Origin of the sequence: Xenorhabdus aichiensis (assembly GCF_028598775.1) — a bacterium.
GTDB classification, from domain to species: Bacteria; Pseudomonadota; Gammaproteobacteria; order Enterobacterales; family Enterobacteriaceae; genus Xenorhabdus; species Xenorhabdus bovienii.
Map to the genome: position 1 here is coordinate 85,597 of NZ_JAQRFO010000013.1, position 15,210 is coordinate 100,806.

Sequence of the window (15,210 nt, forward strand, 5' to 3'; positions counted from 1 at the left end):
ATATAAAAATAGTATTGTTGATTATTTATTCATTTTGTATTTAGGAATAATCAATGGCTTGTCAGATTCAGGATCACGGATAATTCTGCATTCCAAACCAAAAACATCTGCAATACTTTGTGCAGTGACAATCTCTTCAGGTACGCCTTCGGCATAAATTTGACCATTTTTCATCATAATCAAACGTGACGCATAACGCAGCGCCAAATTGATATCATGCAATACCAACACCAGCGTTTTTCCTTGTCTGTGCAGACGCTGACATAAATCGAGTAACTCAATTTGGTGCGTAATATCCAGATAAGTGGTCGGCTCATCCAACAGAATGATCGGAGTTTGCTGTGCCAGTGTCATGGCAAACCAAGCTCGCTGGCGCTGACCGCCTGAAAGTTCACTGACCAATTTCTGCGACATCTCATCTAAATCCACCGCCTGCAATGCTTCATTAACCACGCGCTCATCTTCTGCTGACCATTGCCGCAGGAAAGATTGATAGGCATAACGCCCACGGGAAACTAAATCATAGATTGTCAATGCTTCTGCCACGGTGGCGCCCTGCGTCAGCAGTGATAGCTCGCGCGCCGCCGCCTTTGGCTTATAACGATGGATATTGATTCCATCAAGCTGAACTTCACCTCGCTGTGGCTGCATATTTCGACTGATAGCGCGCAACAGTGTTGATTTTCCACATCCGTTAGAGCCAATAATGACACTGAATTCACTATCGTGAATCGCGAGATTCACACCTTCAATAATGGTTCTTTTACCGTATGCCAGTGAAAGATCATGGGCTTTCAGCCGTGAAGTAACCACTGGGGAATTAGCATCCGATGACATTATCGCGTTCTCCTTAATTCGGCATACAGTAAATACATCAAATAGATACCACCAACCACCGCAGTAATCACTCCTACAGGCAAGCGAGCTACCGTTGGTAATATCAGGGTAATTAAATCAGAAGCCAGCATCAACAAAGCCCCCACCAAGGCAGAGCAAAACAATGCTGCTCCTTTCGCCCGTACCAACCGTCGGGCAATTTGTGGTGCAGACAGCGCAATAAAAGCGACAGGCCCTACGACTAATACCGACATTGTGGCAAAGGTTACGGCCAGTAGTATGCTGACAATCCGGATGAAACGGACAGGTACACCAAGGGTATTAGCAATATCATCACCAAAATGGGTATAGTTCAATTGCCTGCCCAGCCAACACAAAAAGGGAATGAAAATCACCATGCCACTAATAAGCCCGACATCCTGCCAGCGTCGGCTGGCAAGGCTGCCTCTCAATAGCGAGCTGATCTGTTGAGCCTGCTCAATACGAATATTCGAGATAGCAAAATCGACAAATGCCATGCAAAATGCGGCAACGGCAATCCCCGAAATCACTATTTTGTTAGCCTGCATGTTGCCAACACCCGAACCATTGCCGATATAAACCAGCAATACAGCAAGACAGGCACCCAATAACGCCCCCAAGGGAACCGGCAATATACTTGGCCAGAAAAGCAATGCAACCATGATACCGACAGCCGCTCCTGCATTAATGCCAATGATATCCGGGCTGCCAAGTACATTGCGAGTCGTCAACTGAAAAAGGGAACCGGACAGTGCCAGCGTCATACCTGCACCTATTGCCACCAGCGCTCTGGGTAAGCGGATCTGCAACAGGATAAATTCCTGATAAGGCGTCTCCATCGCCAGAAAAGGATTATCCATGCCTTCTCGGCCTAACGACAAAGCCAGATAAAAGAGCGCCACAAGCAGCAGCAGTATTGACAGAGTCACTCTGCTCGTATGCGATGAAGGTGCAATAAAGACGGCATTGCCCAACGTGAAGGTTTTGATTTTTGGCTGCCCTGCCGTGAAATTTATCTGCGCCATGCTCTACTCTGCCATTATTTTCTGTGAACGATTTTTAGCGACCAGATAAAGCAACGGAGCACCCATGCCAGCCGTAATAATACCCACCATGATCTCTTGTGGCGCAATCAGCAACCGGGCCACGACATCTGAGATAAGCAGCAGACAGGGGCCAGCGAACAGGCAGTAAGGTAACAACCAACGAAAATCACTGCCTACCAGTGCACGCATTAAGTGCGGTGCGGCCAGACCAATAAATGCGATGGGGCCGGCCATTGCCGTCGCTGTGGCTGCCAGCATGGTAACCATCACCAGCGATAATATGCGGGTACGGGCAACATTCGCCCCCAGGGAACTGGCAATCCCTTCACCAAAGACCATCACATTCAGAGAAGCACTGAGCGAAAGTGTCACGACCACAGCCACCAGCAAATAAGGGATCAACAAACTGGCTTCGTTCAACGACATTGCACTTAAAGAACCAATTGTCCAGAAACGATAGTTGTCCATGGCCTGTGCATTTATCAGAACGATACCTTGCACCAACGCAAACAGGCAGATATTGATAGACGCTCCCGTCAAAACCAAACGTACAGGGTTTGTATTGCGAGGCCCTCCACTCAACAAATAGAACAACAATGTTGACAGACTTGCGCCAATAAAAGCGGTCCAAAAACGCGGCAGTATGTCCAGAGCAGGAATAAAAGAGAAGCAGACTACGGCAGCTGCCGCACCTGCATTGATACCGAGCAGACCGGGATCACCCAGCGGATTGCGTAGCAGCCCTTGGGTTACTGTTCCCGCAAGCGCCAGTGCCGCTCCCGCCATTAAACCAATCAGTGTGCGAGGTTCACGGGCATTAATGACCAAATCGTAATAACTGCCTTGATCTCCCAACCAATAATGCTGCCAGATCGCTGACAGCGGCAATGATTTTGAACCCAAACTCAAGCTGGCAGCAATGCAAAGACAGGTTAGCAATGCCATTAATACCAAACCCAATATGAGGGCAGTTCGCCGTTTAGCGTTCATTATGTTTTGCTATCTCCTGCTTCAGCAACGGCATAAACCTTGACAACCCCCAACGCAGACTGAGTGGTGAGCCATAGGACATGGACATTACAATTGACTGATCGGTCAACGGAATATATCCCCCTTGGCGAACAGCGCGGATAGAGCTAAACAGAGGCTGTGCTTCCGTATCCTGGCGCTCTTTTTCACTGGAATACCAAGTCACCAGAATATCCGCACCATTGAGCAAGTCGGCATTTTCCAAACCGATATCGGCTGAAAAACTACCAAAAGGCGCAGTTAAGGTGTCAGCTAATGGGAGCAAAGACAGGCCAAGATGTACCATCGTATCAACGCGTGGATCATTTTTGACATAGATCGACAAAATGTTCCCTGTCGTTCCCGCCTTAATATAAGCAAAGCGATAACGCCCTACATTGGGAACAGTGCTGCCTGCCTGTGACAGCATTGTATCCAGTTCGGCACTGAGTTTTTCTCCCAGTTGCATTTTATCCAATGCATGAGCTACCAGCGCCATCTGCTGCTGTGGTGTCGTCTGCCACGGTTTTTCCGGATAAGCAATCACGGGGACGAAGTGGGACAGATGATCGTACTGTTCCTGCGTGATGCCCGATTGCGTTGCCAAAATTAAATCCGGCTTCAGACTGATAATTTTTTCGATATCCAGTTCAGGGTACATCTCAATAATGGCTGGCAGTTTTTCGCCACGCCGTTCTATCTCGTCCCTAAACCATGGCAAATAGCCTTCAGCGTCCCCGCCCCAGCGATGAGATTCAATCCCAATCGGAATGATTCCCAGATCCAGCAAGATATCTTCGCTGCCAGTTCCCAACGCCACAATCCTTTGCGGCGGTTGGTTTATTACCGCCGTTCCCAGCGCGGTGGCGATCGTTTTAGGATAGCCAACGGCATCCGTCGGTAAATTTTTTGAGACCGCTGGCTTATCACAGCCTACCAGCAAACTTACCAGCAATATCAACGGCACGACGACCAGCATTTTGCAACGTGTTAATACCATTACCAGTAACCCTTTACAGCCCGTTGTTGTTCAGATGAATAAAAATACATCGTCGCCGTCCGTGATTTTCTTAAAATTTATAACTCAATGTTGCTTCGACATTACGTGGTGCGCCGTAGTAGTACTGTGTATAGCCACCGAACGAGGTGTAGTACTTCTTGTCAAAAAGGTTCTTCAAGTTCACGCTCAGGGAGAGATCCGGTGTAAATTGATAACGTCCCATCAGGTTAACCGTGGCAAAGCTACCTTGCTCATCTTGGCGTTTACCAGTAGGTGTATCAAGCTCCAACCACGTTTTGTCCTGCCAGTTGACACCACCACCAAGCGTTAAATCGCTCATAACACCCGGTAAAGTATAAGTTGTGAACAGTTTGAATAACCGACTTGGGTTATCCGTATTGATACGTTTACCCTTTGGATCAGTCGCTCGGAATTGGGTGTAACCCGCATAAATCCGCCAATCATCGGTAATTTGACCACTAACTTCAGCTTCGAAACCACGGGTTTTTACCCCATTGATCACATAATAAGTTCTGATGTTATCTGGACGTCGTGGAGCAGTACTATCCCATTCCGTAAAATTATCCTGACGGATATCAAAAATTGCCAATGAGTAATCAAGACCGTTATCCAGAGCAACACCCTTCAGACCCAGTTCATAGTTTTCACCTGTGACTGGCTTAAGGAGTTGGCCATTACGGTTAATTCGACTTTCTGGATCAAAGATTTTGGTATAACTGCCATAAACGGAGAAGTCTGGCGTAATGTTATAAACCAACCCACCATACGGTACAAATTCATCACTGTAGCTGGCGTTTTGTGGCATACCGAAATTATCACCACGAGTATTCCAACTGGTGACTCGCCCACCAAGAATCAATGTTACAGGATCAGCGAGTGAGATTTGAGTGACGGCATAGCCCGCAGTTTGTTCGTTATAACCATCAGAGCCAGTTGTTCTGTTTTTACCCCACGTTGGTTCAGCATAACCCCATGAAGATTGAGTAAAATCCCCTAGGTAATTACAATTATTTCTTTTTCCTGTTCTTTCTTGATCTTTTTTATCAGAATTTTCCTCACGCATACAGGTGGCGTAATAATAATCATTCTGGAAATTCTGTTTCTGATAATTCAGACCAAAACTGGCATGATGGGTACGCCCAAGCAATCTATAGTCACCGTTTACCTGCAAATCGAAATTACGCTGGCGACGAGTTCCATCAATCAACGTCATGTTGCCCGGATACATTCCCTCATTAGTCACCCGATCAGGAAAACCCGTTGCCCACAATACTTTTTGGTCAAGAGTACCGTGATCATAAGTAAAGGTTCCTTTCACACTCCAGCCATTATCAAATTGGTGTTGCAAACTGGTAAAGGTAGAGAATGAGCGGACTTTAGAAAATGCCCAATCAGGCGCATAACTGTCACTGCGTTTGTAATCGGTTTTACTGCCATCTTTAAAATAAATAGGCAAACCACCAAACATACCGCCACGGGTATGGTTAATCTGATAATCCGCCCCGACAGTCAGCAAAGTATTTTCTGTCAGATCCGCTTCAAGAATGCCATAGAAGGGATACTTCTCATGTTTGTCACGATCAATAAAAGAATTGGAACGTTGATAAGCGGTGACAAAACGCCCTCTGACTGTCCCGTCTTCATTTAATGGACCAGACAGATCAAGGCCAGTCCGCCATTTATCCCAAGAACCACCGCCCAGCGTCATTTCACCTCGGAAATCTTGGGTTGGACGTTTACGGATCACGTTAACCGCTGCTGAAGGTGTGCCTGGCCCCACCATTAGGCCAGCCGCTCCACGCACCACTTCGAGGCGATCAAAAATGGTGGTATCCATCAGATTATCACCATAATTAAAACGGATATCATAAAAAGTCGGCACGCCATCACGTAGCATGTTTTTGACCGTCATACCTCTTGAAGTGAAAGTGAAACGATCACTGTCAGCCTGGCGGACAGTCATACCCGTAATACTACCAATAGCGCTCTCAACGCTGTTCAGATTTTCATCCACCATCCGCTGCTTGGTCATCACGCTAACACTTTGCGGTGTTTCACGGGCAGACATATTCAAACCTGTCGCTGTCACCATTGAGGAGGTGTTGTACATTCCAGTGTCTTCCGTTACACCTTCATGCCCTGGCGCTCCTGCCGTTACGATAATTTTATCGTTTTTACTCTGTGCTTCTTCTGCCATAGCCGTGCTATTTCCCGCCAAAATCAGCGGGATCATGAGAGAAAGCACTTTTTTCTTGGTCAAATGATTCGGTTGCAAAATTGGATTTATCACTCTACTCATCCCATTACCAAATTGATTTGTTATTATTTTTACTTTGACGTACCCATCAGTTATCTGTCTCAACAGTGACAGCGTATTTTTCGCGTAGGGCGTGAAGTGGATTAACTAAAGTTCCGGCAAATTTCAGGTTCTTTTCACGATCATCGAGATCAATCATCTGCTGGTTATTCGCCATTTGCAGGCGATTCAAGCAAGTACGCACAAAATCATGCTTAAACAAATCAAATTTGCGGAATTTTTCTATCTGATTCAGATGTTGTGACTGGTAGTTGTAAACACACTCAGCCACTAACTCCCAAAAACGCGCTTCTGGCAATGCAAGATGTTTTTGCAACAGAGGGGTCAGATAGCGGAAGAAACAGTCAAAGATATCAAGGAAGATATAGTTAATTTTCATTTCATCTTTGATGGTGACATGCAGGAAATCAATCTCTTCAGGGAGTTGGATATCCCCATTCAAAATTGCAATTTCTTCACCAATATCTTTCATTAACATTTTTACCGGTACATTATTTTCCAATACCAGCATCAGGTTTTCGCCATGTGGCATAAAGACCAGATCATAAGTGAAGAAAGAATGTAGCAGTGGAGAAAAATAGGCATCAAGATAACGAGTTACCCACGCTTCCGCCGATAAACCCGAATCCTTAACCAAGGCAGCAACGACCGCATCACCTTCTCTATCAACATGTAACAATGAAGCCATAGTCATCAGACGCTGAGTTTCTTTCAGAATCGTCATTGGGCTTTCACGCCATAACGCTGACAACATTTTTTTATGCGGATTATCTTTTTTAATTGCTGCTTCAAAGTAATGATTGAAATAGCCTATTGCTGCACGTTCCCGCAATATGGTGAACCCTTTTTCCTGAAAGAAAACATCGGATTCTACTAAATGATTGAGCCATTCATTAACTTGCGGTGTCGTCACCATGCTATGCGGGTCTAACCCACGCATAAACCCCATATTGAGGACTGACAGTGCCGTTTTCACATAATTTTTCTTGGGCTGGCTGATATTGAAAAATGTGCGAATAGATTGCTGGGCAAGGTAGCGATCATGGCCTTCACCAAGATAAACAATTTCTTGGTTGGCAATATCTGCCGCAAAACTGATGGCAATACGGTGCAGCCATTGCCAAGGATGCACAGGCATCAGGTAATAATCTGACAGATTTAATCCCAATGTCTGCATGTGTTGTTCAAAGCGGGCTGGCAAATATTTTTCCAGTTCTTCTGCCACCAGCTGTGAATAAGAGAGCGAAGATAATGCAGAAAAAACGGTTTTATTCCGATGTACGGCAATCCAAATTAATGTCACTGGATTTGCGCTTTCTGGTGCATAGTGTAAATAATCATCAGCATCAAAACCAATACGACCGTTATTAGCAATAAAAACAGGATGCCCTTCAGTCATCGCTGTTTCCACAGCCTGATAATCAGCTTGAGCCAAGTCCTGTGCGGTCAACCGATTATTTTGATATTTAAAAGCGTAGCCATAAAGCGTGCTGGATATTTCATCAAGATAAATAGGCAGCATCTTCTCGGAAATATCCAACAGTGGGTGCAACTCAATAATCAGTTGGATGGCATCAAGAGGCTGCGGTTGGTTATGACTGAATTTCGTTATTGACGCAACATCAATATCCAGATGGTCAAGTTGGTAGGATTGTGCCTTGAAATGGTATTGAAATTTATCAATTTCGATGGAATAAGATTTCTCCTCGCTCTGATTTACCGGAAAAATTAATTTCTCATGCAAAAGCTCACGCAATATTTTTGCTACAAGATGCTTATTGGCATGTAACCAGCTTTCTCTAGTTAAATGCGAGGTTTGAGGACTCAATTTAGTGTACAACGGACTCATTTAATAAAACCCTTCATTCATATCCAACATCATCCCGTTTCCATGCATAAACATGACTGACAGGGTAGATACACCTATATATAAACTTTGGATATTGCTATCCAGCTCTGGGGGGATTAATTCTAGCTCACTAAAATTACGATCTTCCTATTTTTTCTTGCATGGATGATAATTAAAATCATTACTATTAACAACCATAAAATGTAAAGACTTTAAATGAAATTTTACTAAAGAATGGAGCAGAAGAGTAAGTAATGACCGGATTAGCCACGTAAATAGCATGGTTTTTTAGATATATTGTTTAAAATTTTGCAGTTATAAAACGCAATATCTTTATAATTAAAGAATGATATTATAAATTTTATTTTTAATAACATTAATAAAATATTTAATAAAATTTTTAATAGAAATAATTTTAATGAATTAGTGATAAAATAAAGGCTCTGGTTATTCAACCAGAGCCTTATTAATGTACTTTAATCTCTGTATCAGGCTTTATTCTGGCGCCACCATTCCGCCAGCATAATACCTGTTGCGACAGAAACGTTCAGGCTTTCTACTCGACCCGTGCCACCAATCGAAAGTCGGATATCACCATCTTCCCAGGTACTGTCACTCAAACCATCACTTTCCTGACCCAATACCAAAACCATTTTTTCTGGAAGATCCGCTTTGGCCAGCGTTGTGCTTCCCTTATGGCTTGAGGTGGTCACAATGGTATAACCTGCACAGCGGAATTGGTTCAACGTCGTTGTGAAACCATCAGCATCAATGCCTTTGATGTGCTCCGCTCCACCTTCAGCAGTACGAACGGCCGCACCCGATTCCAGCATCGCCACATCCTGTAATATCACGCCCTGCACGCCAAAATGAGCGCAACTGCGCATAATTGCCCCAAGGTTGTGCGGATTGCCCACATTTTCCAATGCCAGAACACAGTCTTTTGCTGGTGCTTGCTGCAAATAAGTTTCTACATCCAGCCCATTACGCTTTTTAATCAGGAAGCATACGCCGCCATGATGCTCTGTGCCTGATGCCTTGACTAACTCTTCATCATCAACCACATGGTAAGCCTTGCGATTTGCCGCCATCCATTTCAAGGCATCACGAAAACGAGGTGTCACTGATTGGACAAACCAAGCTCGGACAATGGCTTCTGGACGGTTCTGGAACATCGCCTGACAGGCATTTTCACCATAGATCCGTGTCTCTTCCAGACGCTGACGGCGAAGCTGTTCAGGATCAATCTGGCTTTTACCGCTGATACCGCCATGATCAGGCGTCAAGGATTCTTCTACCGGGCGGGAGACTGTTTTCCAAGGAGAACGATCACCTGAATACGCTGGACGTTCATTATCACGACGGCGCCCCCCCTGATCGCGTCCCTTACCAGACGACGGGCGTTTATTGTTATTACGACTGTCATTGTTGCTGCGGCGGTCATTGTTGTCCTCACTACGGACATACATCACTTTGACTTTGCCATTTTTACCACTATAGGAATCGTTCATTCATTTCTCCAACTGCGTTATGGCGCGCAGATTACCCGATGTACGCGCCCGAAGCTACCTCTGGCAACGACAATCCATTAAAATACCCGCTAATTTTTTATCGGCTTTATTCACAAACATGTTTGAGTTCCTAAATGAGAAATAACAACACCGTTTATCAACTTCGCCAACAGCGTCTAGCCCGCTCTACCCGTCCCTTTCAGGCAAGGGGCTGCCGAGTGCAGCGTTGCCTGCATTGTTTATTACCCCAAAAAAGCTGCCTGTGTGAAACAATTTCACCAGTAAACGCAACTAGCCGCTTCTGTCTCATCATGTTTGATACTGAGCCAATGAAGCCCAGCAATACGGGAAAGTTGATTGCCGATATTCTGCCCGATACACACGCTTTTCTCTGGTCAAGAACCGAGCCTGATCAACGAATGCTTGAAGCGCTGCGCGACCCAACTCGACAGCCCTATTTGATCTTCCCTGAGAGTTATGCCACACCTCCCCGTACTGTATATCAGCAACTCCCTGATAACCAGAAAGCGCCGCTATTCATTATATTGGATGGCACTTGGCCAGAAGCAAGGAAAATGTTTCGAAAAAGCCCATATTTGGACGATATCCCCCTATTATCTATCAATAATTGCGCCAAAATGGATTATTTACTGCGGATACCATCCAGAAAAGAACAGCATTGTACTGCCGAAGTCGCAGCAGCTGCACTTGAGCTGGCTAATGACCTTGAGGCATCACAAACACTACTCAGCCATTTCAATCATTTTCGTGAACAATATCTGGCTGGGAAACCTCATCGTCAAGAGGAGTCAATCACAGTAATTCTTGACAATCCCCGCTAAAGTGTCTGATGGTGGCTAAAGTTATTCATAGTAATTGTTTAATCAAGGGTGATTGTTTATTGATGTGATAACTAATGAGGAATCCCAGAAATGAGTCAGCGCGGACTGGAAGCATTATTACACCCAAAATCCATCGCAGTGATTGGTGCTTCTGAAAAACCAGAGAAAGCTAGCTCCATGTTGATGCGGAATCTGCTAATGGGGCATTTTACTGGCCCAATTCTTCCTGTAACGCCGAATAAAACAGCTATTCTCGGAGTACTGGCTTATCCCTCTATTGATAAATTACCACTGACGCCGGATTTAGCCGTGATATGCACTCATCACAGCCGTAACCTATCTTTGCTGGAACAATTGGCGCAACGAGGATGCAAAACGGTTATTATTCTCTCCTCACCGTCTTCACAGTTTGCCGAATTGAAACAGTTCAGCCAAAAACATCACATCCGCATGCTGGGACCTAACAGCCTCGGTATTCTGGCTCCCTGGATCGGGCTGAATGCCAGTTTTTCCCCTATTCCTATCCTCAAGGGCAAACTGGCTTTCATCTCACAGTCAGCAGCAATATCCAATACCATTCTGGATTGGGCCAACCACCGTAATATTGGTTTTTCCTATTTTATTGCATTGGGAGACAGTGTTGATATCGATATCGATGATCTCCTTGATTTTCTGGCGCGAGACAGCAAAACCAGTGCGATTTTGCTACACCTTGAACATATCAGTGATGCCCGTCGTTTTCTGTCAGCTTCACGCAGCGCTTCGCGCAATAAACCCATTCTGGTTGTAAAAAGCAGCCGCACCCGCAAAGCTCAGGAATTATTGGGAGAACAACAGAATTTCGATGCGGCTTATGACGCTGCGATTCAACGTGCCGGATTGTTGCGGGTACAGGATACGCATGAAATGTTTTCTGCGGTAGAAACATTAAGTTTTATGCGGCCACTGCGCGGGGAACGCCTATTGATCGTCAGTAACGGTTCAGCACCTGCGGCTATGGCGCTGGATGAGTTACTCAGGAGAACCGGCAAACTTGCAATGTTAGGAGACGAAACTAGCAATAAATTGTCTGCTATTCTCCCCGATACCCTTATCCTGCGTAATCCTCTGGATCTTGGTGATGATTCTTCGTCCGAACAATATGTTGCCGCACTTAAACTACTGCTGGATGGCCATGATTATGATGCTTTATTGTTAATCCATTCACCTTGCGCCATCTCCCATAGCATGAATACTGCAATCAAAGTCATTCAGGCTATTAAGGAACATCCACGCGGAAAGTGGCTAACAATTTTCACCAATTGGTGCGGGGAGTATTCTTCTCTGGAAGCGAGGCGTTTATTCAGTGAAGCGGGTATCCCCACCTACCGCACACCAGAAGGTGCGATCACGGCTTTCATGCATATGGTGGAATATCAACGCAACCAAAAGCAACTCAAAGAAACTCCCGCTATGCCAATTGGCATTACATCAAATACTGCACGCGCTCATGAGTGTATCCAGCAAGCCCTTGATAACGGAAATACGCTGTTAGATACCCACGAAGTGCAACCTATTCTTGAAGCCTACGGCTTAAATACCTTACCGACATGGATCGCATATACCAGCGATGATGCAGTCAATATCGCCGAAAAGATTGGCTATCCGGTCGCATTGAAACTACGTTCCCCCGATATTTCCCATAAATCAGAAGTTCAGGGGGTAATGCTCTATCTGCGCAATTCTGATGAGGTAAAAACCTCAGCACAAGCGATTATTGACCGCGTTAAACAGAACTTCCCCCAGGCCAGAATTCATGGCTTATTGGTGCAGAGCATGGCTAACCGTGCTGGCGCTCAAGAACTGAGGGTAGCCATTGAGCAAGATGAGGTATTCGGCCCCTTAATCATGCTTGGAGAAGGGGGTATCGATTGGATTAATGAAACGCAGACTGCTGTCGCTCTGCCTCCCCTGAATATGGCGTTGGCCCGTTATTTGGTGATTCAAGCGATTAAGGGCGGCAAAATAAAATCCGGTGGCTCGCTACTGCCACTGGATATCCCTGCACTCAGTCAATTATTGGTCAGAGTATCCAATCTTCTGATTGACTGCCCACAGATCTCTCGTATGAACATTCATCCACTGCTGGCATCAGGTAATGAATTCACTTTATTGGATGTCGCAATGGAATTAACGCCAGTAACAGGTGATCCCCACAATAAACTCGCGATTCGACCTTATCCCAATGAATTGGAAGAAACCATTTATCTCCAAAAAGATTTTGAATGTCTACTACGCCCAATCCTGCCGGAAGACGAACCCCTATTAAAAGCATTTATTAGTCAAGTAACAAAAGAAGATCTCTATTACCGCTATTTCAGTGAGATCAGCGAATTCACCCATGATGATCTCGCCAATATGACCCAAATTGATTATGACCGTGAAATGGCATTCGTCGCAATTCGTCATCCAGCAACGACACCAGAAATCATTGGTGTCGCCCGAGCGATGGCCGATCCCGATAATATCGAAGCAGAATTTGCTGTATTAGTTCGATCAGATTTGAAGGGTATTACGTTAGGCTATCAGCTCATGACTAAATTGATCCATTATACCAGAGGCCATGGTATCCAGATACTGACCGCCATTACCATGCCAGAAAACCGTAATATGATTCAACTTGCGAAGAAACTGGGATTTACTATTGATATTCAGTTAGAAGACGGCGTTGTCAATCTTGTACTAAAACTTTAATCCTCGCTTTCGTGATAGATCGCACAGACTTAAAGCAATCAACACTTGAGAGTTAATTCATACTCACAATTAGCCAAACTAATGGTATTATCGCCAGATCATTTTGATTCATACACCTGATGATGGGACTCCAACCATCCAAACTAAGAGAAAAAACGCACTGTGATGTTGTCTAAATTTAAACGAGCAAAACACCAACAACACCTTGCACAACTGCCTAAATTACCGCAGTCAGTTGCTGACATTAAGACACTTTATCAATCAAAAGTGTTCCGCAGCACCTTACTGGAACACATTGCAAACGCTGAAAAATATATTTATATCGCCGCCTTATATTTAGAAAATGACGACGCAGGGCGAGATATTATGGATGCTCTGTATGTTGCCAAACAAAAACGCCCTGAGCTGGATATCAAAATTCTCGTTGACTGGCATCGTGCTCAACGTGGCCGTATCGGCGTAGAAGCAGCGGCAACAAATGCAGATTGGTATTGTTCCATGGCCGAAAGCTACCCTGATGCCAACATTTCTGTTCTAGGCGTTCCGGTGAATACCCGCGAAGCACTGGGGGTTTTGCATCTAAAAGGCTTTATCTTTGATGATACGGTAATTTATAGCGGTGCCAGTATTAATGATGTCTATCTGCATCGCCATGAAAAATATCGTTATGACCGTTACCATTTGCTGCATAATGCAAAACTCGCCGCTATTATGAAGCAGTTTATTGATGATAATATTCTTACCGCCGGTGCCGTAAAAAATTTAGCCAGCCACAGTCGCCCTCGTAATCTTGAAATTAAAAATTTGATTCGACAGTTCCGTGCTTCATTACGCAGTGTTGAATACAGCATTGAGAATCAGGCTTCAAATGAGGAATTGGCAGTCACACCTCTTGTCGGATTAGGTAAGAAAAACCTGCTGAATAAAACGATATGCCATCTGATCTCCAGTGCTGAAGATAAATTGGTCATCTGCACACCTTATTTCAATTTACCCGCGGTTCTGGTGCGCGCAATATCACGATTACTCCGACAAGGAAAACAAGTTGAGATTATCATTGGAGACAAAACGGCCAATGATTTTTACATTCCACCGGAAGAACCATTTAGGATCATCGGGGCATTACCTTATCTGTATGAAATTAATCTGCGTCGTTTTACTAGCCGGCTGCAATACTTTATCGATAACCAGCAATTAACCATTCGGCTATGGAAAGATGCAGATAATACTTATCACTTAAAAGGGATCTGGGTTGATAACAAATGGCAATTAATTACCGGCAATAATCTCAATCCACGAGCATGGGGACTAGATCTAGAGAATGCTATCCTCATTCACGATCCTCATCAAGAAATGCAAGAACAACGCACGTTAGAGCTAGACTATATTCGTACTCATACAAAAATTATCAATGATTATCAGGAGCTGGAAAGTATACAGCTCTATCCGGTCAAGGTTCGCAAACTGATACGCCGTTTACGCCGCATCCGAGTCGACCGATTAATTAGCCGCATACTGTAAAATAGATAAATAATTATCGGCTCATCAATCCCCTCTCGCTATCGCAAGAGGGGATTTTTTGTATCTTATTTATCAACAAGCTATGATTTACAGAAATATAAATCATGGCGTAAATCACAATGATAAAACCTGTCATAAATATAATAAAAAATGTATTGGTAATCTCTCCTCTCCTATTTACAACCGCGTGTTCCAATATGTATCAAGCTAACGATAACTGGATAGGTAAAGATAAAGCTCAACATTTTCTATTTTCTGCGGCTATGGCGGCTGCAGGTAATGCTTATGGGGAACGTCAAAATTGGACACATCGGGAAAGTGCACAGTTTGGCCTACTCCTGTCTATTAGCTTTGGTGCAGCGAAAGAATTTTATGATAGTCGTCCACCAGGAACAGGCTGGAGTTGGCAGGATTTTGTTTATGATGTCGCCGGAGCAATGGCTGGCTATAGTTTGTATCAGTCTTTGAAGTAATTTTTATACTCCAAACGCAAAAAAGCCACCC

11 protein-coding genes are annotated in these 15,210 nt (G+C 44.5%); 4 read left to right on the top strand and 7 right to left on the bottom strand.

Features of this window, described 5'->3' with window-relative positions; all coding sequences use genetic code 11:
* Nucleotides 1-21: 21 nt before the first annotated feature.
* From PSI22_RS08265 to PSI22_RS08295, 7 genes are all read right to left on the bottom strand, one after another.
* A complete protein-coding gene (locus tag PSI22_RS08265) occupies nt 22-837 on the bottom strand; it encodes an ABC transporter ATP-binding protein (protein WP_273579335.1) in 816 nt (271 codons plus the stop codon).
* Nucleotides 837-1,883, bottom strand: a complete 1,047-nt coding sequence (locus tag PSI22_RS08270; protein ID WP_273579336.1) for a FecCD family ABC transporter permease — start codon at nt 1,881-1,883, stop codon at nt 837-839. The genes PSI22_RS08265 and PSI22_RS08270 overlap by 1 nt, the downstream gene beginning before the upstream one ends.
* Nucleotides 1,884-1,886: 3 nt before the next feature.
* On the bottom strand, nt 1,887-2,894 hold the full coding sequence (locus PSI22_RS08275) for a FecCD family ABC transporter permease (protein ID WP_273579337.1): 1,008 nt from the start codon (nt 2,892-2,894) through the stop codon (nt 1,887-1,889).
* Nucleotides 2,884-3,912 (bottom strand): iron-siderophore ABC transporter substrate-binding protein, encoded by a 1,029-nt coding sequence (locus tag PSI22_RS08280; RefSeq protein ID WP_273579338.1) that lies wholly within the window; start codon nt 3,910-3,912, stop codon nt 2,884-2,886. The genes PSI22_RS08275 and PSI22_RS08280 overlap by 11 nt, the downstream gene beginning before the upstream one ends.
* Nucleotides 3,913-3,982: 70 nt before the next feature.
* Complete coding sequence (locus PSI22_RS08285) at nt 3,983-6,166, bottom strand: TonB-dependent siderophore receptor (protein WP_370689012.1); 2,184 nt, start codon at nt 6,164-6,166, stop codon at nt 3,983-3,985.
* Nucleotides 6,167-6,278: 112 nt separating this feature from the next.
* Nucleotides 6,279-8,099 (bottom strand): IucA/IucC family protein, encoded by a 1,821-nt coding sequence (locus PSI22_RS08290; protein WP_273579339.1) that lies wholly within the window; start codon nt 8,097-8,099, stop codon nt 6,279-6,281.
* 488 nt (nt 8,100-8,587) lie between these two features.
* Nucleotides 8,588-9,610, bottom strand: coding sequence for a tRNA/rRNA methyltransferase (locus PSI22_RS08295; RefSeq protein WP_273579340.1), 1,023 nt, complete (start codon nt 9,608-9,610; stop codon nt 8,588-8,590).
* 134 nt (nt 9,611-9,744) lie between these two features.
* On the opposite strand from PSI22_RS08295, the gene PSI22_RS08300 reads away from it, so the two are divergent.
* The 4 genes from PSI22_RS08300 to PSI22_RS08315 all read left to right on the top strand — a co-directional run bounded on the left by PSI22_RS08300 (nt 9,745) and on the right by PSI22_RS08315 (nt 15,179).
* Nucleotides 9,745-10,452, top strand: a complete 708-nt coding sequence (locus tag PSI22_RS08300; protein ID WP_038225786.1) for a tRNA-uridine aminocarboxypropyltransferase — start codon at nt 9,745-9,747, stop codon at nt 10,450-10,452.
* A gap of 90 nt (nt 10,453-10,542) precedes the next feature.
* Nucleotides 10,543-13,185, top strand: coding sequence for a bifunctional acetate--CoA ligase family protein/GNAT family N-acetyltransferase (locus PSI22_RS08305; RefSeq protein ID WP_273579341.1), 2,643 nt, complete (start codon nt 10,543-10,545; stop codon nt 13,183-13,185).
* Nucleotides 13,186-13,350: 165 nt separating this feature from the next.
* Nucleotides 13,351-14,706 carry a CDP-diacylglycerol--serine O-phosphatidyltransferase gene (gene pssA, locus PSI22_RS08310; protein ID WP_273579342.1) on the top strand — a complete coding sequence of 452 codons (1,356 nt, stop codon included), beginning with the start codon at nt 13,351-13,353 and terminating at the stop codon, nt 14,704-14,706.
* Nucleotides 14,707-14,825: 119 nt separating this feature from the next.
* Nucleotides 14,826-15,179, top strand: a complete 354-nt coding sequence (locus PSI22_RS08315) for a YfiM family lipoprotein (RefSeq protein WP_273579343.1) — start codon at nt 14,826-14,828, stop codon at nt 15,177-15,179.
* Nucleotides 15,180-15,210 lie beyond the last annotated feature (31 nt).

Coding starts and splice junctions, on each gene's coding strand:
- PSI22_RS08265 (WP_273579335.1), bottom strand. CDS start 837: ATGTCATCGGATGCTAATTCCCCAGTGGTTACTTCACGGCTGAAAGCC.
- PSI22_RS08270 (WP_273579336.1), bottom strand. CDS start 1,883: ATGGCGCAGATAAATTTCACGGCAGGGCAGCCAAAAATCAAAACCTTC.
- PSI22_RS08275 (WP_273579337.1), bottom strand. CDS start 2,894: ATGAACGCTAAACGGCGAACTGCCCTCATATTGGGTTTGGTATTAATG.
- PSI22_RS08280 (WP_273579338.1), bottom strand. CDS start 3,912: ATGGTATTAACACGTTGCAAAATGCTGGTCGTCGTGCCGTTGATATTG.
- PSI22_RS08285 (WP_370689012.1), bottom strand. CDS start 6,166: ATGATCCCGCTGATTTTGGCGGGAAATAGCACGGCTATGGCAGAAGAA.
- PSI22_RS08290 (WP_273579339.1), bottom strand. CDS start 8,099: ATGAGTCCGTTGTACACTAAATTGAGTCCTCAAACCTCGCATTTAACT.
- PSI22_RS08295 (WP_273579340.1), bottom strand. CDS start 9,610: ATGAACGATTCCTATAGTGGTAAAAATGGCAAAGTCAAAGTGATGTAT.
- PSI22_RS08300 (WP_038225786.1), top strand. CDS start 9,745: ATGAGAAATAACAACACCGTTTATCAACTTCGCCAACAGCGTCTAGCC.
- PSI22_RS08305 (WP_273579341.1), top strand. CDS start 10,543: ATGAGTCAGCGCGGACTGGAAGCATTATTACACCCAAAATCCATCGCA.
- pssA (WP_273579342.1), top strand. CDS start 13,351: ATGTTGTCTAAATTTAAACGAGCAAAACACCAACAACACCTTGCACAA.
- PSI22_RS08315 (WP_273579343.1), top strand. CDS start 14,826: ATGATAAAACCTGTCATAAATATAATAAAAAATGTATTGGTAATCTCT.